Source organism: Micromonospora sp. NPDC051543 (genome assembly GCF_044454415.1).
Taxonomy (GTDB): domain Bacteria; phylum Actinomycetota; class Actinomycetes; order Mycobacteriales; family Micromonosporaceae; genus Micromonospora.
Genome location: NZ_JBITDT010000002.1, coordinates 214,175 through 236,191, shown reverse-complemented (window position 1 = coordinate 236,191; position 22,017 = coordinate 214,175). Strand labels below are relative to the sequence as shown.

The window sequence follows — 22,017 nt, the reverse complement described above, 5'->3', positions numbered from 1 at the left end:
CCCCCGGAACGTGACAACGACGCACAACGGAAGCGGAGAACTACTCGCCTGTAGTTTCCCACGCGGGTCCGACAAATCTCCGCGCCCGCCCCCGGACCGCACCGCCTCGGCGACATCACTGAAGGCGGGGTGTCCGGGACAACCGGACACCCCGGCTTCCAGGAACCCGGGTCGATCAAGCACGGAACGACGAAGGCCCGCTCCCCCGGTCGGGGTGCGGGCCTTCGTGGCGGTACGCGATCGGTCGATCAGTGCTCGGCGGTGCGCCGGGTGCCGCTGTAGTACTCGAACAGCAGGCCGCAGGCGGCGAAGACGACCGCCACCAGGCCGAGACCGATCAGCCAGAACTGCCAGAACACCATGCCCAGCGCGGCGATCGCGGCGGCCAGCGCCAGACCGAACGGCCAGTAGCTGCCCGGGCTGAAGAAGCCGACCTCACCGGCGCCGTCGGCGATCTCGGCGTCGGCCCGGTCCTCCGGGCGCAGGTCGATACGGCGGGAGACGAACCAGAAGAAGCCACCGCACATCGAGCAGAGCAGGAACGACAGCGCCAGGGCGACGGTGCCCACCCACTCGATGTTGCCGGACTCACCGTGCGTCCAGGCGCCGTAGAGGATGGTCGCGCCGAAGAGGAACCCGGCGATGATCAGGAAGATACGCCACTCGGTCTTCATGCGGCTGCCTCAGCTTCCCGTGCCGGCCGGAGCGCTGTCCGGGTTGAAGTTGCTCTGCGTCCGTCGGGTGTCGAACGGCTTCGTGGTCTGCGCGTACGGCTCCTCGCCGATCTGGGCCAGCGCCTCCTGGGTGGACTTGCCGCCCTGCTTGGCCGCGAGGAACTGGTCGTACTTCTCCGGCGAGACGACCCGCAGCTCGAAGTTCATGAACGCGTGGTAGCTGCCGCACAGCTCGGCGCAGCGGCCGACGTACGCGCCCTCGGCGTCCAGGCTGGAGACCTCGAAGACGTTGCGGATCTTGCCCGGCATGACGTCCCGCTTGAACAGCAGCTCCGGCACCCAGAAGGAGTGGATGACGTCGCGGCTCGTCTCCTCGAACCGGATGGACCGGTTGGTCGGCAGCACGAGCACCGGGATGACCTCACTGGTGCCCAGCGTCGACGCGGTGGTCTTGGCCTCCGTGCCCTGACCGTCGCGGTAGTTGAACTGCCAGTTCCACTTGAACGCGACGACCTCGACAGTCACGTCCGGGTTCTTCGACAGCTTGTCGACGTCGGTCTGCACGATCGCCGTGTAGTAGAAGAGCACGGAGACGATCAGGATCGGCGCGATGGTGTAGAGGAACTCCATCGGCAGGTTGTAGCGCGTCTGCACCGGCAGCGCGTTGCCACGCTTGCGGTACCGCACGACACACCAGAAGATCAGGCCCCACACGAATACGCCGACCGCGAGCGCGGCGACGCAGGAGGCGATCCACAGGTCGTACATCCGGTGCGACTCGGGCGTGATGCCGCCCTGCGGCCAACCGAAACCGTCGAACGTCTTGCCGACGTCACAGCCCGTGAGCAGAACGAGCAGCGCCACGCCCCCGAGACCGAGCCCGGCCAGCCGACCGGCACCACGTCCCCGGCGTCCACCGACCCGTGGGGCAGCACCGTGCCGTACGGCCGACGGCCGTACCTCCGAACTCCTTGCGACCACCTGGTCCTGCCTCCCTAGCGCGCCGCGGTGCGTCGTTCGTCAGCACCGGCGGCAAAGGCGTCACCGACGGTCGCAGATTACTCGACCATGACGGACTCGGCCGTGGTGGGGTCACTGTCCGCCCCCATCGGGGGGATCCTGGGCATAACGTCGCGATAGCGTATGTCGGCGTGAGCGCCTCTTCGGTCTACCTGGACGCGGCGACGGCCGCGCCGCTGCATCCGGTCGCCCGGCAGGCGCTGCTGGCGGCCCTGGAGGACGGCTGGGCCGACCCGGGGAAGCTCTACGGCCAGGCACGCCGCGCGCGACAACTGCTCGACGCCGCCCGCGAGGCCACCGCGCAGACGCTCGGCGTCCGCGCCGACGAGCTGTCCTTCACCCCCAGTGGTACGACGGCGGCCCACGGCGCGGTGCTCGGCGCGCTGGCGGGACGGCGTCGCGTCGGGGCGACCCTGGTGCACTCGGCGATCGAGCACTCCGCCGTCCTGCACGCCGCCGAGCGGCACGTCGCGGCCGGCGGCGCCGCCTCCGCCGTACCGGTCGACCGGGTGGGCCGGCTGGACCTGACCGGCTGGTCGGACGCCGTCCGTGCTCCCGGGGTCGCGCTGGCGGCGCTGATCAGCGCCAGCCACGAGGTGGGCACCGTGCAGCCGGTCGCCGAGGCGGCGGCCGTGTGCGCGGAGGTCGGGGTGCCGCTGTACGTCGACGCGGCGCAGTCGGTCGGACGGGTGCCGCTGCCGGCCGGCTGGTCGGTGCTCAGCGCCAGCGCGCACAAGTGGGGCGGGCCACCCGGGGTGGGGTTGCTGGCGGTGCGCAAGGGCACCCGCTGGGAGTCGCCGTGGCCGGCCGACGAGCGGGAGGGTGGTCGTACCCCCGGGGTGGTGAACCTGCCCGCGGTGGTGGCGGCGGCGGCGAGCCTGCGCGCGGCGGCGGCCGACGCGGCCGCCGAGGCGGCCCGGCTGTCCCCGCTGGTGGACCGGATCCGGGCGCGGGTCGCGGCGGAGGTGCCCGACGTGGAGGTGGTCGGCGACCCGGTGCTGCGCCTGCCGCACCTGGTGACGTTCTCCTGCCTGTACGTCGACGGCGAGACGCTGCTGCACGCGCTGGACCGGCGGGGGTTCGCGGTGTCGTCCGGTTCGTCCTGCACGTCGTCCACGCTGCGGCCGTCGCACGTGCTGGAGGCGATGGGGGTGCTCTCGCACGGCAACGTGCGGGTCAGTCTGCACCGGGAGACGACGGAGGCGGACGTCGAGCGGTTCCTCACCGAGCTGCCCGGGATCGTCGCCGGCCTGCGCGCCGACGCCGGGGTGGTCGGGCTGTGACGATGCCGGACGAGGTGATCGACTGCCGGGGTCAGCGCTGCCCGCTGCCGGTGATCGCGGCGGCCCGGCGGATGCCGCAGGTGCCGGTCGGCACGGTCGTCCGGGTGCTGGCTGACGACCCGGCGGCAGCGGTCGACCTCCCAGCCTGGTGCCGCATGCGGGGCCAGGAGTTCCTGGGCGCCCTGACAGGCCCAGAAGGCCCCGCCTACGACATCCGCCGCACCCACTAACCCGCGGCCTCTCTCCCCCGCGATCTTGCACTTTCTGTGGCGACAAGAGCGGACACAAGCCGCGAAACGGCGACACAAAGTGCAAGATCGGCGAGGGGACCCGGGCGGGGGTTACGGGAGGAGGTGGGGGCGGATTTCTTCTGCTGCTACGTCGCCGTAGGACTCGGCTAGGCGCTTGACGAACAGGTCGCGGCGCACGTCGTACTCCTGGGTGCCGACCGTCTCCAGGACGAGCGTGGCCAGCAGCGAGCCGACCTGGGCGGCCCGCTCCAGCCCAAGACCCCAGGAGAGCGCGGTGAAGAAACCGGCCCGGAAGCCGTCGCCGACACCCGTGGGGTCGACGGCCCGGATCTCCCGGGCGATGGGTACGTGGATGGGGTCGATGCCCCGACCGGCGATCTCGACGCCGTCCTTGCCCAGCGTGGTGACCCGCACCTTCACCAGGTCCAGCAACTGGTCGTCGCTCAGCTGCGCCTTGCTCTGCAGCAGCGACTTCTCGTAGTCGTTGGTCATGAGGTACTCGGCGCCCTCGATCAGCGCCACCACGTCCTCCCCGGGCATCCGGGCGAGCTGCTGGGAGGGGTCGGCGGCGAACGCGTACCCGCGGGTGCGGCACTCGGCGGAGTGCCGCAGCATCGCCTCCGGGTCGTTGGCGCTGACCAGCACCAGGTCCAGCCCGCCGACCCGGTCGGCGACCGGGGCCAGTTCGATGTTGCGCGCCTCGCTCATGGCGCCCGCGTAGAACGAGGCGATCTGGCACATGTCGGTGTCGGTGGTGCAGACGAACCTGGAGGTGTGCGCCACCTCACTGACGTGCACGGAGTCGCAGTCCACGCCGTGCCGCTCCAGCCAGGAGCGGTAGTCGGCGAAGTCCGCGCCGACCGCCCCGAGCAGCACCGGGCGCAGCCCGAGCTGCCCCATGCCGAAGGAGATGTTCGCCGCCACCCCACCGCGGCGCAGCACCAGGTCGTCAACCAGGAAGGAGAGCGAAACCTTGTGCAGTTGATCGGCGATGAGCTGGTCGGCGAAGCGACCCGGGAAGCTCATCAGGTGATCGGTGGCGATCGAGCCGGTCACGGCGATCTTCATGTCAACCTCAGGGTCGGGAGCGGGGCGCGGTCAGCCTACCGGCCCGGTAACCGGGGCGTGTCCGGTCCGTCGTGCAACGGCAACCAGCTCGTCACAAGCGCGCCACGACGAAGGGACCGCCCCGAAGGACGGCCCCGTCATCGCTGGTGTGGTGCGTGACTCAGTTGAACGAGTCGCCGCAGGCGCAGGAGTTGCCCGCGTTGGGGTTGTCGATGGTGAAGCCCTGGGCGTCGATCCGGTCGGCGAAGTCGATCGTCGCGCCGGCCAGGTAGGGGGCGCTCATCCGGTCGACGACGACCTCGACGCCACCGAAGTCGGTGACGACGTCACCGTCGAGCGAGCGCTCGTCGAAGAAGAGCTGGTACCGCAGGCCGGAGCAGCCGCCCGGCTGCACCGCGACCCGGAGCCGCAGGTCGTCGCGGCCCTCCTGCTCGATCAGGGCCTTGACCTTCTGCGCCGCGACGTCGGTGAGGACGACGGAAGTAGGGGCCTGGGCCTCGGTCGACTCGGTCTGCGCTGGCGTGGTCACGTGGAAGTCTCCCTGCGCGGTTTTGGGTCCGGACGCACTGGCCAACGTCGCGCGCCGTCCAGTGATTCCCGGTTGTGGTCCAGTTCCGATGGTACGCCGCCCGAGCCGGACGTACCCGCGTGGCGGGCCCCCGGCCCAGGTGGGACGGTGGCGCGCGCTCAGCGGCTCCACTGCCGGGCCAGCCGGGCGCCCAGTTCGCGCAGCCCGTCGGCGGGGCGGCTCAGCGCGGCGGCGAGCCCGCCGGTCTCCTCGCCACCGAAGTGCTCCACCAGGCTGTAGGCGTCGGTCACTCCGGCCGAGGCGGCCTCCCGCCGGCCGGTGCTGACCTGGCCGGCGACCACCACGCAGGGCACCCCACGGTCCCGGGCGGCCCCGGCCACCCCGGCGACGACCTTGCCGCGCAGCGACTGGTGGTCGAAGGACCCCTCCCCCGTGATCACCAGGTCGGCGGTGTCCAGGGCGGCGTCCAGCCGGTTGGCGCGGGTGACCAGACCGATACCGGACTCAACGGTTCCGCCGAGCGCGAGGACGGCCGCGCCCAGGCCGCCGGCCGACCCACCGCCGGGCAGCGCGCCCAGGCCCGCCGGGCAGCCGGGCAGGTCCCGTTCCAGCACCGCCGCGAAGCGTTCCAGGGCGGCGTCGAGCAGCAGCACGTCGGCCCGGTCGGCGCCCTTCTGCGGACCGAAGACGTTGCTCGCGCCGTGCAGGCCGAGCAGCGGGTTGTCCACGTCGGTGGCGGCGACCAGCAGGGCGTCCCGCAACCGGGGTACGCCGTCCAGCGCGTCGACCGCGGCCAGCGCGGCTCCGCCGTACGGCAGCGCCGCGCCGGTCCCGTCCAGCGGAGTCGCCCCCAGCGCGGCGAGCATGCCGGCGCCCGCGTCGTTGGTGGCGGAGCCGCCCAGCCCGATCACCACCGTCCGGGCCCCGCTCTCCACGGCGGCGGCCACCAGCAGACCCAGCCCGTACGACGTGGCGGCCTTCGGGTCGCGCTCGTCGACGGCGAGCAGGTGCAGTCCGCACGCCTGGGAACTCTCCAGGTAGGCGGTCGCGCCATCGGCGGTGAGCAGGATCTCACCCGCCGCCGGACGGCCCAGCGGATCGACTGTCGAGACCGGCAGCCGCCGGCCGCCGAGTGCGTCGGCGAGCACCTGGACGAAGCCCGGCCCACCGTCGGCCAGGGGCCGGATCAGCAGGTCATCGCCGTCGGTGACGGTGCGCCAACCGGCGGCGACCGCGGCGGCCACCTCCGGTGCGGACAGGGTGCCGGCGAACTTGTCCGGGCAGAGCAGCACGCGCATGGCGAGCAGTGTGGCAGCACACACCGAGCGGAGCTGCGGCGCGCTCGCGCTGTGGGACCATGGGGTACGTGACTTCGACCTGGGTGGAACCCTCCAACACGGCGACGGCTCTGCTGCTGCTCGGCCGGGGCAGTGACCCCGACACCGAGCGCGGTGTCGAGTGTCCGGGCGACCTGCCGGCGCCCAGCGATCCCGACCTGGTGGCCCGCGCCACGGCGGCGAAGGCGAAGCTGGGCAGCAAGGTCTTCGTACTGGGGCACCACTACCAGCGCGACGAGGTGATCCAGTTCGCCGACGTGACGGGTGACTCGTTCAAGCTGGCCCGGGAGGCGGCGGCCCGTCCGGAGGCGGAGTACATCGTCTTCTGCGGCGTGCACTTCATGGCCGAGAGCGCCGACATCCTCACCACCGGCACCCAGCGGGTGATCCTGCCCGACCTGGCCGCCGGCTGCTCGATGGCGGACATGGCCGTGCTGGGTCAGGTCGAGGCCGCCTGGGACACGCTGACCGAGCTGGGCATCGCGGGCGACACCGTGCCGGTGACGTACATGAACTCCTCGGCGGACATCAAGGGCTTCGTCGGGCGCAACGGTGGCGTCGTCTGCACCTCGTCCAACGCCAAGCGCGCCCTGGACTGGGCGTTCGAGCAGGGGCAGAAGGTGCTCTTCCTTCCGGACCAGCACCTGGGCCGCAACACGGCGGTCCTGGAGATGGGCCTGTCGCTCGACGACTGCGTGCTCTACGACCCGCACAAGCCCGGTGGCGGGCTCACGCCGGAGCAGCTGCGCGACGCCAAGATGATCCTCTGGCGGGGGCACTGCTCGGTGCACGGCCGGTTCACGCTGGAGAGCGTCAACGACGTACGGGAGCGGGTGCCGGGCGTCAACGTGCTGGTGCACCCGGAGTGCCGGCACGAGGTGGTCACGGCCGCCGACCACGTCGGCTCGACCGAGTACATCATCAAGACCATCGAGGCGGCGCCGGCCGGCTCGGCGTGGGCGCTGGGCACCGAGCTGAACCTGGTCCGCCGGCTGGCCCTGGCCCACCCGGACAAGCAGATCATGTTCCTCGACAAGGCGGTCTGCTACTGCTCGACGATGAACCGGATCGATCTGCCGCACCTGGTGTGGGCGCTGGAGGAGCTGGTCGCGGGCCGGGTGGTCAACCAGATCACGGTGGACGCCGACACCGCCCACCACGCGCGGGTGGCGCTGGACCAGATGCTCGCCCTGCCCGGCGCATGATCACAATGCGTGACGTCCCTGGTACACAAAAGTGCCGGATCACCGATTAATGCCACACACGCCGGTCTGACCGAGTCCTTTTTCGTCACCGAGGGCTATGCTGCCGGAGCGACGACGCGAGCGGGCCGTTTCGATATGGCCGCATCCGGGGTAGCGACAAGGTTCACGCTCCCCATCATCAACACAGCAGCACCGAAGCGCTGGAGGTTGCGTTGACCGACGACGTCCTGGTCGTGCATGGAGGCACTCCGCTCGAAGGGCGGATCCGCGTGCGCGGCGCGAAGAACCTGGTTTCGAAGGCGATGGTCGCCGCACTGCTGGGCGACAGCCCGAGCCGGCTGTTCGACGTGCCGAAGATCCGCGACGTCGAGGTGGTCCGGGGTCTGCTCGGTCTGCACGGCGTCAAGGTGACCGACGGCGCTGAGGACGGTGAACTCGTCTTCGACCCCGCGAACGTGGAGAGCGCCAGCACCGACCAGATCAACGTGCACGCCGGTTCGAGCCGTATCCCGATCCTGTTCTGCGGGCCGCTGCTGCACCGTCTCGGGCACGCGTTCATCCCGGACCTGGGCGGCTGCCACATCGGCCCGCGTCCGATCGACTTCCACCTGCAGGCGCTGCGGGAGTTCGGCGCGACCGTCGACAAGCGGCCCGAGGGGCTGCACCTGTCCGCGCCGAACGGGCTGCACGGCACCAAGTTCGCCCTGCCGTACCCGAGCGTCGGCGCCACCGAGCAGGTGCTGCTGACCGCGGTCATGGCCGAGGGCGTCACCGAGCTGCGCAACGCCGCCGTCGAGCCGGAGATCATCGACCTGATCTGCATCCTGCAGAAGATGGGCGCGATCATCAAGGTCCACACGGACCGGGTGATCGAGATCCAGGGCGTGCCGAAGCTGCACGGCTACACCCACCGGCCGATCCCGGACCGGATCGAGGCCGCGAGCTGGGCCGCCGCCGCGTTGGCCACCCGTGGTCACGTCGAGGTGCTCGGCGCGCAGCAGGCCGACATGATGACCTTCCTGAACATCTTCCGGTCCGTCGGTGGCGAGTACGAGGTCACCGACGCCCGCGCGCCGAAGCTGGGCGACCCGGGCCAGGAGGGCGGCATCCGCTTCTGGCACCCGGGCGGCGAGCTGAACGCCGTGGCGCTGGAGACCGACGTGCACCCGGGCTTCATGACCGACTGGCAGCAGCCGCTGGTCGTGGCGCTGACCCAGGCCCGTGGCCTGTCGATCGTCCACGAGACGGTCTACGAGCAGCGGCTCGGCTACACCGAGGCGCTGAACTCGATGGGCGCCAACATCCAGGTCTACCGGGACTGCCTCGGCGGCACCCCGTGCCGTTTCGGCCGGCGCAACTTCAAGCACTCGGCGGTGATCGCCGGGCCGAGCAAGCTGCACGCGGCCGACCTGGTCATCCCGGACCTGCGGGCCGGGTTCAGCCACCTGATCGCGGCGCTCGCGGCCGAGGGCACCTCCCGCGTGTACGGCGTCGACCTGATCAACCGGGGCTACGAGGACTTCGAGGCGAAGCTCGCCGACCTGGGGGCGCACGCCGAGCGCCCGTAACCTCTCACCAACCGTTCGGACCCGACGGCTCCAGGTCGCGCTGCGACCTGGAGCCGTCGGCCGTCGCACCGCGATGTGCACCGGGCGCGAACCGTTGGCTACCCTTGCCGCGTGCCGTCGCTCTTTCGCCGCAAGTCCACCGACCTCGTCGACGAGGCCGTCACCTCGGTGACCCCCGAGGAGACCGCCGACCGTCCCCGGGGCTACACCCCGGCCAAGGGCCGGGAGACGCCGAAGCGGCCGGTGGTCGGCCGGCGTCCGGCCGGGCCGAGCCGCCCCCTCACCAAGGAGGAGGAGCGGGAACGGCGTCGTCAACTGCGCTCCGAGGCCGCCGCCGACTTCCGCCGCGAGGGTGGCCCGCGCGACCGGGGCCCGGAGCGGCTGCTGGCGCGCAACGTGGTCGACTCCCGTCGTACCGTCGGCACCTGGTTTTTCGGCGGCGCGCTGATCGTGCTGATCGGCTCGAACGCCGCGATGCCGGCGGTGGTCCGGTTGATCTCCAACGTGCTCTGGGGCGCCCTGGCCCTCGGCGTGGTGGTCGACTCGCTGCTGATCTGCCGCAAGATCAGCAAGTTGGTCCGGGAGCGCTTCCCGAAGACCGACCAGCGGATGGGCTCGCTCTACCTCTACGCCGTGATGCGCTCGATCACCTTCCGGCGGATGCGCGCTCCGGCGCCCGCGGTGAAGCTCGGCGACAAGGTCTGATCCCGGCGACGCGTCGCCGGGAACACCCCGCTCTGGCCGCGTTGGTGGCAAAGGACGTCGGGCGGTTCCTCGTTCGTTGTACCGTGCGCGTAGTCCCGCACGGTGAACAGGTCGCCGTTGTTCGTGACCGCGAACGATGATCCAGTGGAGCGAACACGCATGCCCGGAGAACCATCGGCCAGCGTCGCCGCCGCCCTGCGCCGCGAACGCGAGCGGGCCGGTGTCTCGCTGACCGAGCTGGCCGCCCGGGCGGGGACGCCTGAGTCCACGCTCGCGGCGCTGGAGTCGGGGACCGGTGACCCGAGCGTGGAGACGCTGTGGGCGATCGGCGTGGCGCTGGGCGTGCCGTTCAGCCGGCTCGTCGAGCCGGCGGCCGACAACCTCCGGGTGATTCGTGCCGGCGAGGGCCCCCGGGTCCGCTCCGAGCGGGCCGACTTCACCGGGACGCTGCTCAGCGCCGGAACGTCGCGGGTACGCCGGGACATCTACCTGATCGAGCTGGAGCCGGGCGCGGTCCGGGAGGCGGACGGGCACACGCCGCACAGTGTGGAGCATGTGGTGGTGGCCGCCGGACGGCTGCGGGTGGGCCCCGAGAGCGACGTGGTCGACCTCGGTCCGGGTGACTACGCGACGTTCCCCGGCGACCTGCCACACCGGTACGAGGCGCTGGTCCCCGGGACGTTCGCCGTCCTCGTCATGGAGCATCCCTGACCGGGTGCTCCGGTCCGTCCGGGGCGGCGGGTGGGGTATCGTCGAAAGTCAGATTCGGTTATCGACCTAAATGTCCGGAACCATCGGATAACGTTTGCGTTCGTGGACGGCACCACAGTGGCGGTGAACGAGCCCGCGCCGTTACCCTCCATCCGCAGCCACGCCCTGCCGGAACGGGCGACCCGACCGGCACGCGAGGCCCCAGCGCGACAATGTGCAACGAGGTGACAACGCCGTGAGCGAGCGGACGCGAGCCGGCCACCGGAGCGTGGCAGGCGGCGACCGGACGCCCAACGGCCAGCGGGACAGGAGCGCCACCTCACCGTCGACGGGGATCGGCCGAGCGGTCGGGTGTGGCGACGGGCTCGACGGATGAACGGCCGCTACACCGACCGGTGGCGGGATCCGAACGAACCGTCCTGGGTGGTCGAACCGACCACCGAATGGCAACCCCAGTTCCCCGGCCAGCGCTACCCTGGCGACATCGGCGCCACGCACCAGTCCCCGCCACCGCGCCCACGGGCGAGCGCGGTGGGTCGTGCCGAGGTCCCCCCGCTCGCGCCCACCCGCCCGGACGGCACCTACCTCGGCCGCTCCTGGGCCGACGAACCGCCGGCCGAACCCGAGGGCCGGTGGCGGGCGGACGACGAGCCGGGCCAGTCCTACGGCTGGCCGCGCGGCGACGAGCGGACATCCGACGCGTCCCGGCACGGCCGCTCCGAACCGGCCTACTACGACCACGAGCCGTACCGCCGGCCGCTCCCCGAGCCGCCTCGGCGCGAGGAGCGCCGCTCGCCCGAGTCGGACCGCCGTACCGCCTGGTCCGACCGACGCCCCGGCGACGACCGGACGCCCGGCCGGGAGGCCGCGTGGCACCGCGAGCAGCCCGCTTCCGATGGGTACGACAGCCGCCGACGCCGACCCGAGCCGACCGACCGGGACCGGGCGTACCCGACGTCACCGCCGGTCTCCCCCGGGCCCTACTCCCCGGCGCCCCGGGGTGACTCGGGCTGGGTGTCCGAGCCCGACGAGCCACCGCGTCGACGCGGCACGTCGGAGCGACCCGCCGCCGCCCACGACCGGCAGCCCGGCGACGGGTACGGCATCCGCCCGACCCGGAACCCCGAGAGCCGCCCGACTGACGGCTGGGCCGCCGAGGGCGCCGGCCAGTGGGCGCCCATCGACAGTCGCAGCCGCTACCGGGCCGACGGCCAGCCCGACCGTCGCCCCGACGACGCCCGTCGTTCGGATCGCCGGCCCGACGACGAGGCCCGCCGTGCCGAGCGCGGCCTTCCCGACGAGGCCCGCCGTGCCGAGCGCGGCGTTGCCGACGAGCGGTCCCGGGTGGAGGCTGGCCCCGGCGGGTCCAGCGAGTGGCAGCGCCGCCCGGACGAGATGTACGGGCCGCCCCAGACATCCGAGAGCGGACGGCGACGCCGCCCCGAAACGGACGCGCCGCAGCAGCCCCGCCGCGACGACGACCGCCGGCGTCCCGACGTCGAACCGCACCGCCAGCAACCCCGCGAGGCGGCAGCGCGCGCCGAGGCGTACCCGGACCGTCGTCCAGGCGAGACGGTCCGCCCGGAGCCGTACCGGGAAGAGACCCGCCGCGACGAGGCGTACCGCGAGCCCCGGTCGGGTGGCGGCCTGCCCTGGCCGGCGCCCGGGCCGGTGCATCCGGACCGCACCCGGGAGCCGGGCTACCGGCCCGAGCCGTACCGCGACACCGAGCCGCGCGTGGGATCCCGGCCGCCGACTGCCCCCGCACGGCCACCGGCGGAGCCGGGCCGGTACGACGAGCGGCCGGTCCGCCCCGCCGCGAGCGCGTCGCCCACCTACGGTCGGACCACCCCGGTCCCGCCCACACCCGTCTCCCCGGCCGCGCCGGGCAGCGACCGGCTGCCTCCGGACCGGCCCGTGTCCCCCGCCGCTCCCGGACGGGACGCACCCGTGTCCCCCGCCGTCGCCGGACGGGACGCACCCGTGTCCCCCGCCGCTCCCGGACGGGACGCACCCGTGTCTCCCGCCGCTCCCGGACGGGACCGGCCTGTCTCGCCCGCCGCCGGGTGGGGGGCACCGCCGTCGGCGACGCCCGTCTCCCCCGCGCCCGCCGACCACGGGCGGCGATCGCCCACCTCGTCCGACCGGCCGGAGTACGACCGGCCGGAGTACGACCGGCCGGTGTCGGGCCTGCCGGTCTCGCCGGCTGTGGACGCTCCGATCTCCGGTCCGCCGGCCGCGCGACTCCGGGTGGAGTTCCTGCCCGCCCCGGTGGATCCCCCGTCGTCGGACGAGCCGTCGGCGTCGCCGCCCCGGCCCGAGCGGCGGCCGACCGAAGCTGCGCCGACTGCGGACGCCCGGCCCACCACCGTGCCGCGTTACCCCGGCCCGGACAGCCGCCCGCCGGTCGCGCCGCCACCGACCTGGCAGCGACCGGAACCGCCCGCCACACCGGCGACGCCGAGGTCCTCCACGCCCGACGCCGAGCCGTCGCTCCCGGTCGCCCCGGGGGTGCCGCGCCGCTACGTGCCGCCGACGCCCACCGAGACGTCCGCGCCAACCACCCCGGAGCCGGCGACGACACCGGGGCGGGGCCCCGACGCCTGGTTCAGCCCCGCCACCGAGCCGGTCGAGTCCGGTCAGGAGGCGCCGTCGGCGGCCGCCGCCACGGCTGCCGGGGCGAGCGAGGACCGGGCCCTCGTCGACGTACCGGCAGGGTCGCCGCCCGGGACGGGGGACACGCACGACACGACCGCGTCGACCGAACCGCTGGTCGACCGCCCGGCCCCCGACCAGCGACCCGACGCTGGCGAGGCCGTCGCGACGCCGGTCTCCGCACCCCCGGTCACCGCACCCCCGGTCACCGCACCTCCGGTCTCCGCGCCCCCGGTCTCCGCACCTCCGGTCTCCCCGCCCCCGGTCACCGCACCTCCGGTCTCCGCGCCCCCGGTCTCCGCGTCGCCCGTCTCCGCGCCGCCGATCGGGCCGGTCGACGTTGGGCGTCCGTCCTGGTCCGATGAGCTGGACGAGGCGACGCCCGCTGCCGAGCCGACCCCGACCGGATTGGACCCCGTGTCCGGTCCGCCGGCGGAATCCACTCCGCTCGCGCCGCACGCCTGGTCGGACGACCGGGGCGACACCACCAGCCGCGAGCGGCTGACGAGCGACGGCGCAGCCACCAGGGATCGCCGCCCGGTCTCCGGCGAGCCGTCGGAGCGGCCGAGCGGGTCCACTGCGGACGACTTCGACGAGGTGGCAGCCCCGAGAAGCACGTCGCCCGTCGACCGTGCCGCCAGCTCGGAATCGTCGAACCGGCCATCGTCGTCGCCCGGGCCGAACGCCGCAGGCCCGTCGACCGCCGCGCCGGGCACCGACGGGGAGCCCGCGCCGTGGACCGAGGCGGAACGCACGACACCCGAGCCCGCAACGAAGTGGTCCGTCGACGCGGACTCCGTCGCGGCACGCACACCGACCGCGCCCGTGTCGGCACCGCCCGCCACACCTGTGTCGGCACCGCCGGCCGCGCCCACGACCGCCTTCGCAGCCCCCACCTCCGCACCACCCGCCGCCCTGCCGGAACCCGATGCCGCGTCGGACGGCGGGGCGCAGAGCGCCACCACGGCACCCGCCACACCGGAACCCGCCTACGCGTCGCGCGCGCCCGAACCAGCCTTCGCACCGCCCGCCGCCGTCAAGCCCGTCTCCGGACCACCTGCCGCCCCCGAACCCACCACGGCACAGGCCGCCCCCGCGCCCACTCCCCCGCCACCCGCCGCAAGCGAGCCCGTCTCCGGGCCCCCAGCGGCGTCCCCGCCCCCTCCCGCGCCACCCGACCCCGCAGAGACCGTCGCCGCAGACACCGCCCCCGCAGACACCGTCGCCGCAGAGACCGTCGCCGCGGAGACCGTGTCCGCCGTACCGGCAGTCGTCATTCCCGGGCCACGTGACCCCTCGTCCGAGGCGGACGCGCCCGTGTCGGCACCGCCGGGCACGGCGACGGGGCCGGTGCGCCCTTCGCTGTCCGACGAGGGCGACCCGGAGCAGGTCCTGGCCGCGTACCGCTGGCGGCTGGACCCGGTGACCCTGCGCGAGGAGCTGACCGAGCCGGACGGCATGCGGGCCATCCGGCGGCGGCTGACCGAGAAGTTGGGTACGGCGATCGACAACCGGGCCCGCGCGCGGCTGCTCAGCCTCCGGGCGGTGGCCTCGCGGATCCTCGGCGACCTCGACGACGCGTTGGCCGACGGACGCCTCGCCCTCACGTACGCGGAGGCCACCGGTGAGCTGCGTCGGACCGCGCTCGCGCAGGCGCGGCTGGCGCACGTGCTGCGCTGGCGGGGTGACTTCGCCGAGGCCGACCAGCTCTTCGCCGAGGCCAACTCGGTCGAGCTGCCCGACCGGTTGCGCGCCGCCCTGCACGAGCACGCCGGACGCTGCTGTTACGACCAGGGCCGGCTGATGGAGGCCTGCCACCACTTCGAGCGGGCGCTCGACCTGCGCGGCGCGGCCGACGCCGAGCTGCTGGACCGGGTACGGGTGGCCCTCGACGCGGTCACCGTGCGAGCGGCGGACGGCTTCGGGCCGTACCCCCGGGGTCGGGACGAGGTGCTCGACCGTGACCGGCCCCCGCAGCCGGACCGCGACGGGCCGCTGTGGGGTTACACCGACCAGGCCGGGGAGGTGGCCGTTCCCGCCCGGTACGCGGAGGCGCAGCCGTTCCACGACGGGCTGGCCTGGGTCCGGCGGCCGGACACCGACCGGTGGTCGCTGATCAACATGTTGGGTACGACGGTGATCCCTCCGTCGTACCGGGCGGTGCGCCCGTTCAGCGACGGTCTGGCCTGGGTGGTCACCGACGGCGGGTGGGCGGCGATCGACCCGACGGGCACGGTGCAGGTCCCGCCGAACTTCGCCGACGTACGACCGTTCCGCCGTGGACTGGCCCCGGTGAAGCGCGAGGGCTGGGGGGCGGTCGACCGGACCGGACGGATCGTGGTGCCGACCCGCTACCACGCCTTCGTCACCGAGTTGAGCGACGCGGGGCCGGTCGACGGCTTCACCGACGAGGGTCTCGTGGTCGTGGACGTGGCCGGCCGGCGCGGTGTGGTGGATCGCACCGGCACGGTGCTGGTGCCACCGTCGTACCCGGTGGTGGTCATCCACCCGGTGGCGTTCCTCGTCAGCGGGGGCGGTCGGTGGGGCGCGCTGGACCGTCGCGGCGCGTCACTGATCGATCTGGTGCATCCCGATCGCGCGGCGGTGCTCGAGGAGATCGACCGACTGTTGACCGACGCCAATCCCGTGCTCTGAGTCGCCACTCGGCGACCGGGATCGGTCGACGTAGGGTCGGGACATGGAATTCCGACACCTGGGCCGTTCCGGCCTGATGGTCAGCGAGATCTCGTACGGCAACTGGATCACCCACGGTTCTCAGGTCGAGGAGGACGCGGCGTTCGCGTGTGTGCGGGCCGCCCTCGACGCGGGGATCACCACCTTCGACACCGCCGACGCGTACGCCGGCACCCGGGCCGAGGCCGTGCTCGGCCAGGCGCTGGAGAGCGAGCGTCGCGAGGGCCTGGAGATCTTCACCAAGGTCTACTGGCCGACCGGGCCGAGTCGTAACGACCGCGGCCTGTCCCGCAAGCACATCATGGAGTCGATCAACGGCTCGCTGCGCCGGCTGCGTACCGACTACGTGGACCTCTACCAGGCCCACCGGTACGACTACAGCACGCCGCTGGAGGAGACGATGGAGGCGTTCGCCGACGTCGTGCACTCCGGTAAGGCCCACTACATCGGTGTCTCCGAGTGGACCGCCGAGCAGCTGCGCGCCGCCCACCCGTTGGCCCGGGAGCTGCACATCCCGCTGGTCTCCAACCAGCCGCAGTACTCGATGCTGTGGCGGGTCATCGAGGCCGAGGTCGTACCGGCCAGCGAGGAGCTGGGCATCGGTCAGATCGTCTGGTCGCCGATGGCGCAGGGCGTGCTCTCCGGCAAGTACCTGCCGGGGCAGCCGCCGCCCGCCGGCTCCCGCGCCACCGACGACAAGTCGGGCGCGAACTTCATCGCCCCGTTCCTGAACGACGACGTGCTCACCCGGGTGCAGCAGCTCAAGCCGCTCGCCGAGCAGGCCGGCCTGAGCATGGCCCAGCTAGCCGTGGCGTGGGTGCTGCAGAACCCGAACGTCTCGTCGGCGATCATCGGCGCGTCCCGCCCCGAGCAGGTGCAGGACAACGTGAAGGCGGCCGGCGTGAAGCTCGACGCCGAGCTGCTCAAGGCCATCGACGACATCATCGATCCGGTCGTCGAGCGGGACGCGGCGAAGACCGAGTCTCCCGCAGAGCGTCCCTGAGCCGGGCCCGGTCCGGTCGGCGCGACAGGTTCGCGCGGACCGGGCCGGTCAGCTCAGCCGGCCGTCAGGCCGGCCCGGCGGCTCAGCTCTGCCAGAAGCGGATCAGGTCGAGCCCGGCGGCGTACAGCCAGGACGGCAGGCCGAGCAGGTCACCGATCGCGAAGACCGCGTCGAAGAACCAGCCGCCGATGCGCGGGTTCCACAGCAGCGCGAAGAGCAGGATGAAGCCGTACGGGGCGAAAAGGTCGTACATCCTGCGCCACTGTGGATTCAGCCACGGCTGGATCATGTTGCCGCCGTCCAGGCCCGGCACCGGCAGCAGGTTGAGCACGCTCGCGGTGAGTTGCAGGAACGCCAGCAGGGCCACCCCGGCCCAGAACTCGACCGGACCGCCCGAGGTCGCGCCCAGTCGTACCGCGAGCACCAGCAGCAACGTGAACAGCACGTTCGTCGCCGGACCGGCGAGGCTCACCAGCGTGTGCCGCAGCCGCCCCGGAATGGCGTGCCGGTCCACCCACACCGCGCCGCCGGGCAGGCCGATGCCGCCGAGCAGCACCACCACCACCGGCAGCACGATCGACAGCAACGGGTGGGTGTACTTGAACGGGTTGAGCGTGAGGTAGCCACGGTGGGCGATGTCCCGGTCACCGGCGCGGTAGGCGACGACCGCGTGGGCGTACTCGTGCAGGCAGAGCGAGACCAGCCAGCCGGAGACCACGAACAGGAACACGTCGAAGCGGACGCTGCCGTACCCGTTCCAGGCCAGCACCCCGCTGGCCACGAAGAGCGCGACCAGGCCGAGGAAGACCGGGCTGGGCCGGAACGCCGCGCTGGGCACGCCGAGCACCAGCTTGTCGCCCGGCCGGTCGTACGCCATCACTCGGCCGTGGGCAGCAGGCTCATCCGGTACTCCACCCGGTCGTCCTCGACGAGCGCGACCGAGGTGACGCCGGACGCCGCGAGTTCACGCCAGGTCTGACCGATCCAGGATTCGGCGTCGGCCTGGCTGCCGAACGACTCCGCCGGTCCCTCGACCGTCTGACCATCCGTGCCCTCGTACCGCCAGCTCCACGCCATGCCGCGTCTCCCCTCGCCGCTGAAGTCCCGGTGGGACGAACCCCCGCCAGCGTAGTCGGCCCGACGCGCGACGGCCCCCCACCCGTCGTGCGAGCGCCGGGCCGGCAGGCAGAGCGACCCCGGGCGGCCTTAAGGTACGGGCATGTCCGTTGACGGGTGGAACACGGTCCTGGTGCTCGGCGGCATCCGGTCCGGCAAGTCCGAGTTCGCCGAGTCCCTGGTCGCCGACGCGCCGGTGGTCCGCTACGTCGCCACCGCGCCCGAGGGCGACCCGGAGGACACCGAGTGGGCCACCCGACTGGCGAGCCACCGCGCCCGGCGACCGGGTAGCTGGACCACCGAGGAGACCGCCGGGGAGCCGCGTCGGCTGGCGGACGTGCTCGCGTCCGCCGAGCCGAACGAGACGCTGCTCGTCGACGACCTGGGCGGCTGGGTGACCGTGCTGCTCGACCCGGAGCACCAGCCCGCCGACGACCTGGCCACGATCGCCGAGCTGGCCGAGGCGATCCGGGAGTGCACGGCGCGGGTGGTGCTGGTCAGCCCCGAGGTGGGACTGTCGCTGGTGCCGACGACTCCGCTGGGGCGGGCGTTCGCCGACGCGCTCGGTGCGGCCAACCGCGCGGTCGCGGACGCCTGCGACGCCGTGGTGCTGGTGGTCGCCGGCCAGCCCGCCTGGTTGAAGCCGGCAGCGGTCGCCACCTCGGCTGCGTCCACGCCGGTGGCCGCGACCGGGAGGCACTCCGTCGCCACCGAGCTGGGCACCCCGGGCCCGGTCGCCCCGCGCCTGGGTGACACCGAGCCGACGCCCGAGGTGCAGCTCCCCGAGGTCCTGACCCACACCCCGCCGGTCGCGCCGAACCAGGAGCCCGGCAACCCCTGGGCCGCGCCGACCATGGCGCTGCCGATGGTGGCCACCGGGCTGGTCATCCAGCCGGGCATGGAACTGCCGATGCCCGACGAGTACGCGGGCCCGCAGGCGGTCGACCGACTGGCCAGCCTCGACGTGCCGGGCGCCGGGCTGGGCGTCCTGGACCGGGTGGTCGGCTTCGCCGCCGCCACGCAGGGCACGTCGACCCCGTCCGCCTGGGGTTCGGTACGGGTGCTGCTGCTCAACGGCGATCACGCGGGCGGCGCGTCCGCCGGCACCGTCGCCGGCGAGTCGGCACGCCGCGCCGCGCAGGCCCGCGCCGGCCGGGGCGCGCTGGCCCGGCTGGCCGCCGAGGCCGGCGCGAGCCTCCAGGTCGTGGACACGCCGGCCGCCGCCCCGATGGAGACCCAGCCGGCGCTGGCCGGCGAGCAGGTCGAGTCGGCGCTGCGCTACGGCTGGCGGCTGGCCGAGCAGGCGGCCGACGCGGGCGTACAACTGCTGGTCCTGGGCGCCTGTGGCGCCGGCACCGAAGCGGCGGCGGCGGCCGTGCTGGCGGCCACCGCGGGCGCGGAACCGCCGTCGGTGCTGGGTCGGGTGATCACCGATTCCGGTGAGATCGACGACGCGGCCTGGATGGTCCGCTGCGCCGCCGTGCGGGACGCCCTGCACCGCACCCGCCGCTCGCCGCGCTCCGCCAAGGACGTGCTGGCCGAGTTGGGTGGCGGCGACGTGGCGGTGGCCACCGGCGTGCTGCTGGGCGCGACCGCCCGCCGGGTGCCGGTGCTGCTGGACGGGCCGGTCGGCCTGGCGGCGGGGATGATCAGCCGCGACCTGGCCGGGCAGGCCCGGCACTGGTGCCTGCTGGCCGACCACGGCCAGCACCCCGCGGTGCGGCTGGCGGCCGACGTGCTCGGCCTCACCCCCCTGCTCGATCTCCGCCTGGACCTCGGCGAGGGCGCGAACGCCCTGGTCGCGCTGCCGATGCTGCGCTCGGTGCTGGCGCTGGCCGCCGCCCTGCCGGTCCATCCGTCGCTCGGCGGCGACGCCGAGCCGGACGGCACCGACGAGCCGGAGCCCGACTACGCCGACGACGAGCCGGCCTACACCGGGCCCGACTACACCGACCCGGAGTTCGTCGAGCCGGAGCCGGCCGGGCCGGGCCCCACCCGCACCGGGGCCGACGAGCAGCCGGCGTCGGGCTGGCGTGCCGGCTGAGTCGCGGTTCGTCGCGGGCGTCCGGCTCGCCGTCACCACCTTCAGCACGCTGCCGGTACGCGCCGGACGGATCGACCGCCCGGTGGCGGGTACGGCGATGGCGCTCGCCCCGGCCGTCGGCGCGCTGCTCGGCGTACTCCTGGGTGGTGTCCTGCTCCTGGCCGGCCTGCTCGCGCCCCCGCTGGTAGCGGCGGGCGTGACGGTGGGGGTCGCCGCCCTGTTGACCCGAGGGCTGCACCTGGACGGGCTGGCCGACACGGTGGACGCGCTCGGCTCGTACCGCCGGGGCGCCGCCGCGCTGGAGATCATGAAGAAGCCGGACGTCGGACCGTTCGGTGTCGTGGCGCTGGTGGTCGTACTCCTGGTGCAGGCCGCGGCCCTCGCCGACCTGGCCGGGCGGTCGTGGCCGGCGTGCCTCGCGGCGGTGGTCGCGGCGACGGCGGCCGGCCGCCTGGGCGTGACGGTGGCGTGCCGGCGGGGCGTGCCCGCCGCCCGGCCGGACGGCCTGGGCGCGCTGGTGGCCGGCACGGTCGGCCCGGCGGCCCTGACCGTGGGCGCGGTCGCCGTCGTGCTGCTGGCGGCGCCTGCGGTGCCGGGCCGCCCGTGGCAGGGGCCACTCGCCGTCGTCGCCGCGCTGGCCGTCGCGGTGGCGCTGCTGACCCACGTGGTACGGCGGCTCGGCGGGATCACCGGCGACGTGCTCGGCGCGACCGTCGAGGTGGTCACCACGCTGGTCTACCTGGGTGTGGTGCTGTCCGGCTGAAGCCGTCGTACGCGGCCGGGTAGCGTTCGGCTCGACAACACCGGCGCGGCCACCGGGGGAACGAACATGCTCATCACGGACGACTTCCTGCCCGTACCGGTGCCGGAGTCGCTCAGCGCGACCTACCTGGTGCCGATGGCGGGGCTACCGAAGGTCAGCGCGAAGACGGCGGTGGCGTCGCTGGCCGGGCGGCTCGCCGAACCGGTGCACGGGCTCGCCACCCAGATGCTGGACAGCCCGCTGATGAGCGTGGACACCCGGCCGATCGCCGAGTTCCCCGCGCTTCCGCCGGATCTGCTCACCGCGTTCGGCGCCACGCCGGAGCAGTTGGCCCGGCTGGCGGCGGCGACGCACCTGGTGGTGGTGCAGGCCGAGTACCGGCCCGGTTGGCCGCCGGCGCACGAGTGGGCGGCACGGGCGGTGGCGGCGGCGGTCGCCGAGTCCGTCGACAGCGACGTGGTGGACGTCTTCGGCCTCCAGTTCCTCGACCCGGCGACCGCGCTGCGCTCCCTCCCCGACGAGCAGGGCCGGATCCGGCTCGTCGACTGGGTGCTGGTGCCGTACTCGTCGGACGCCGAGGGGTTGTGGTTCACCACGAAGGGGCTGCGTCGCTTCGGGCTGCTGGAGTTGCAGACCCAGGGGGTGCCCGACCACCTCACCCGCGCCTGGGGCGCGGTGATGACCGGCGCGGCCCGTCGGCTGCTGCGGGACTGGACCGACGGCCTCAACGGCGCGGAGGTGCCCGCTTTCGTGCAGCTACCGGTGCTCGCCACGGTCACCGGGCACGACATCGCCGTCGCGTACGGCAACCCGGAGCAGCACGGCGCGACCGCCCCGGTGCTGCTGCGCCTCGAGCTGGACCCGGCGACCGACCCGGAGGCCGACTCGTTCCTGAGCCTGCGCCCACCGGCCGGGCACCCCGGCCCGGACGGTCGCTACTTCGCCGCCGCCTGCGCGACCCTGTTCTCCGGCATCCAGCCGGACGTGCGCTACGCCCGCTCCGGTGACGCCATGAGCCGTGCGGTCGCCACCGCCCGCGCCGCGCTGGGCGACGCGCGGGCCCGCTTCGTCGCCGGCCGGCTGCCGACCGAGTCGCAGCTCGTCGTCAAGTACGGCCTGCCGGGCGACGACGGCCCGGAGTACGTCTGGGCGGGCGTCACCTCGTGGGAGACCCCGGAGCGGATCGTCGGCGTCAGCGCCAGCGACGCGAACACCGACGAGAGCGTCCGGATCGGCGCCCCGGTGGTCGTGGAGTCCGCCGACGTCGTCGACTGGGCGGTCCTGGACGCGACGGGAGTCATCGAGGGCGGCTGGACCCAGGCCGTCCTGGACTCCGGCGAACCCCCCACCCCAACCCCCTAACCCCTCCCCACCCCGCCGACCCGTCCCGC

General features: G+C 73.7%; 18 protein-coding genes. 11 read left to right on the top strand and 7 right to left on the bottom strand.

Features of this window, described 5'->3' with window-relative positions:
* Positions 1-248 precede the first annotated feature (248 nt).
* Positions 249-674, bottom strand: coding sequence for a cytochrome c oxidase subunit 4 (locus ACIA3K_RS04120; protein ID WP_355049377.1), 426 nt, complete (start codon positions 672-674; stop codon positions 249-251).
* Positions 675-683: 9 nt separating this feature from the next.
* Positions 684-1,655 (bottom strand): cytochrome c oxidase subunit II, encoded by a 972-nt coding sequence (coxB, locus tag ACIA3K_RS04115; protein WP_396799120.1) that lies wholly within the window; start codon positions 1,653-1,655, stop codon positions 684-686.
* 170 nt (positions 1,656-1,825) lie between these two features.
* Here coxB and ACIA3K_RS04110 point away from each other — a divergent pair, with 170 nt between their 5' ends.
* Both ACIA3K_RS04110 and ACIA3K_RS04105 read left to right on the top strand, forming a co-directional pair.
* Entirely contained in the window at positions 1,826-2,977 is a 1,152-nt protein-coding gene (locus ACIA3K_RS04110; protein WP_396799119.1) for a cysteine desulfurase family protein, read from the top strand.
* Positions 2,974-3,207 carry a sulfurtransferase TusA family protein gene (locus ACIA3K_RS04105; protein ID WP_396799118.1) on the top strand — a complete coding sequence of 78 codons (234 nt, stop codon included), beginning with the start codon at positions 2,974-2,976 and terminating at the stop codon, positions 3,205-3,207. Before ACIA3K_RS04110 ends, ACIA3K_RS04105 begins: the two co-directional genes overlap by 4 nt.
* A 111-nt stretch (positions 3,208-3,318) precedes the next feature.
* Here the strand turns inward: ACIA3K_RS04105 and ACIA3K_RS04100 are convergent, their stop codons facing one another.
* From ACIA3K_RS04100 to ACIA3K_RS04090, 3 genes are all read right to left on the bottom strand, one after another.
* On the bottom strand, positions 3,319-4,296 hold the full coding sequence (locus ACIA3K_RS04100; protein ID WP_396799117.1) for a carbohydrate kinase family protein: 978 nt from the start codon (positions 4,294-4,296) through the stop codon (positions 3,319-3,321).
* Between the two features lie 160 nt (positions 4,297-4,456).
* Entirely contained in the window at positions 4,457-4,825 is a 369-nt protein-coding gene (gene erpA / locus ACIA3K_RS04095; RefSeq protein WP_282257478.1) for an iron-sulfur cluster insertion protein ErpA, read from the bottom strand.
* 158 nt (positions 4,826-4,983) lie between these two features.
* The gene (locus ACIA3K_RS04090) at positions 4,984-6,123 is read right to left on the bottom strand and encodes a glycerate kinase (protein WP_396799116.1); all 1,140 of its coding nucleotides are present in this window, start codon (positions 6,121-6,123) and stop codon (positions 4,984-4,986) included.
* A 68-nt stretch (positions 6,124-6,191) separates the two neighbouring features.
* Here ACIA3K_RS04090 and nadA point away from each other — a divergent pair, with 68 nt between their 5' ends.
* The 6 genes from nadA to ACIA3K_RS04060 all read left to right on the top strand — a co-directional run bounded on the left by nadA (position 6,192) and on the right by ACIA3K_RS04060 (position 16,703).
* Complete coding sequence (gene nadA / locus ACIA3K_RS04085; RefSeq protein ID WP_396799115.1) at positions 6,192-7,367, top strand: quinolinate synthase NadA; 1,176 nt, start codon at positions 6,192-6,194, stop codon at positions 7,365-7,367.
* A 212-nt stretch (positions 7,368-7,579) separates the two neighbouring features.
* Positions 7,580-8,935, top strand: coding sequence for a UDP-N-acetylglucosamine 1-carboxyvinyltransferase (gene murA, locus ACIA3K_RS04080; RefSeq protein ID WP_203177790.1), 1,356 nt, complete (start codon positions 7,580-7,582; stop codon positions 8,933-8,935).
* Positions 8,936-9,046: 111 nt separating this feature from the next.
* A complete protein-coding gene (locus tag ACIA3K_RS04075) occupies positions 9,047-9,640 on the top strand; it encodes a DUF3043 domain-containing protein (protein ID WP_396799114.1) in 594 nt (197 codons plus the stop codon).
* A 159-nt stretch (positions 9,641-9,799) separates the two neighbouring features.
* Complete coding sequence (locus ACIA3K_RS04070) at positions 9,800-10,351, top strand: helix-turn-helix domain-containing protein (protein WP_396799113.1); 552 nt, start codon at positions 9,800-9,802, stop codon at positions 10,349-10,351.
* Between the two features lie 372 nt (positions 10,352-10,723).
* Positions 10,724-15,661, top strand: coding sequence for a WG repeat-containing protein (locus ACIA3K_RS04065; protein WP_396799112.1), 4,938 nt, complete (start codon positions 10,724-10,726; stop codon positions 15,659-15,661).
* Between the two features lie 43 nt (positions 15,662-15,704).
* Complete coding sequence (locus ACIA3K_RS04060; RefSeq protein ID WP_396799111.1) at positions 15,705-16,703, top strand: aldo/keto reductase family protein; 999 nt, start codon at positions 15,705-15,707, stop codon at positions 16,701-16,703.
* A gap of 82 nt (positions 16,704-16,785) precedes the next feature.
* Here the strand turns inward: ACIA3K_RS04060 and ACIA3K_RS04055 are convergent, their stop codons facing one another.
* Both ACIA3K_RS04055 and ACIA3K_RS04050 read right to left on the bottom strand, forming a co-directional pair.
* Positions 16,786-17,580 (bottom strand): site-2 protease family protein, encoded by a 795-nt coding sequence (locus ACIA3K_RS04055; protein WP_396799110.1) that lies wholly within the window; start codon positions 17,578-17,580, stop codon positions 16,786-16,788.
* Entirely contained in the window at positions 17,580-17,780 is a 201-nt protein-coding gene (locus ACIA3K_RS04050) for a hypothetical protein (protein WP_030337978.1), read from the bottom strand. Before ACIA3K_RS04050 ends, ACIA3K_RS04055 begins: the two co-directional genes overlap by 1 nt.
* Before the next feature lie 142 nt (positions 17,781-17,922).
* Here ACIA3K_RS04050 and ACIA3K_RS04045 point away from each other — a divergent pair, with 142 nt between their 5' ends.
* The 3 genes from ACIA3K_RS04045 (at position 17,923) to ACIA3K_RS04035 (ending at position 21,988) form a co-directional block, all read left to right on the top strand.
* Positions 17,923-19,863, top strand: coding sequence for a bifunctional adenosylcobinamide kinase/adenosylcobinamide-phosphate guanylyltransferase (locus ACIA3K_RS04045; RefSeq protein ID WP_396799109.1), 1,941 nt, complete (start codon positions 17,923-17,925; stop codon positions 19,861-19,863).
* Positions 19,853-20,626: an adenosylcobinamide-GDP ribazoletransferase gene (locus ACIA3K_RS04040; protein WP_396799108.1), complete on the top strand. Its 774-nt coding sequence runs from the start codon at positions 19,853-19,855 to the stop codon at positions 20,624-20,626. Before ACIA3K_RS04045 ends, ACIA3K_RS04040 begins: the two co-directional genes overlap by 11 nt.
* 66 nt (positions 20,627-20,692) lie before the next feature.
* Positions 20,693-21,988 (top strand): DUF2314 domain-containing protein, encoded by a 1,296-nt coding sequence (locus ACIA3K_RS04035; RefSeq protein WP_396799107.1) that lies wholly within the window; start codon positions 20,693-20,695, stop codon positions 21,986-21,988.
* The last annotated feature ends 29 nt before the right edge of the window (positions 21,989-22,017 follow it).

Excerpts from the sequence above, each read along its gene's own strand:
- ACIA3K_RS04120 (WP_355049377.1), bottom strand. The coding sequence starts at position 674 with ATGAAGACCGAGTGGCGTATCTTCCTGATCATCGCCGGGTTCCTCTTC.
- ACIA3K_RS04100 (WP_396799117.1), bottom strand. The coding sequence starts at position 4,296 with ATGAAGATCGCCGTGACCGGCTCGATCGCCACCGATCACCTGATGAGC.
- ACIA3K_RS04090 (WP_396799116.1), bottom strand. The coding sequence starts at position 6,123 with ATGCGCGTGCTGCTCTGCCCGGACAAGTTCGCCGGCACCCTGTCCGCA.
- ACIA3K_RS04070 (WP_396799113.1), top strand. The coding sequence starts at position 9,800 with ATGCCCGGAGAACCATCGGCCAGCGTCGCCGCCGCCCTGCGCCGCGAA.
- ACIA3K_RS04065 (WP_396799112.1), top strand. The coding sequence starts at position 10,724 with ATGAACGGCCGCTACACCGACCGGTGGCGGGATCCGAACGAACCGTCC.
- ACIA3K_RS04060 (WP_396799111.1), top strand. The coding sequence starts at position 15,705 with ATGGAATTCCGACACCTGGGCCGTTCCGGCCTGATGGTCAGCGAGATC.
- ACIA3K_RS04055 (WP_396799110.1), bottom strand. The coding sequence starts at position 17,580 with ATGGCGTACGACCGGCCGGGCGACAAGCTGGTGCTCGGCGTGCCCAGC.
- ACIA3K_RS04050 (WP_030337978.1), bottom strand. The coding sequence starts at position 17,780 with ATGGCGTGGAGCTGGCGGTACGAGGGCACGGATGGTCAGACGGTCGAG.
- ACIA3K_RS04045 (WP_396799109.1), top strand. The coding sequence starts at position 17,923 with ATGTCCGTTGACGGGTGGAACACGGTCCTGGTGCTCGGCGGCATCCGG.
- ACIA3K_RS04035 (WP_396799107.1), top strand. The coding sequence starts at position 20,693 with ATGCTCATCACGGACGACTTCCTGCCCGTACCGGTGCCGGAGTCGCTC.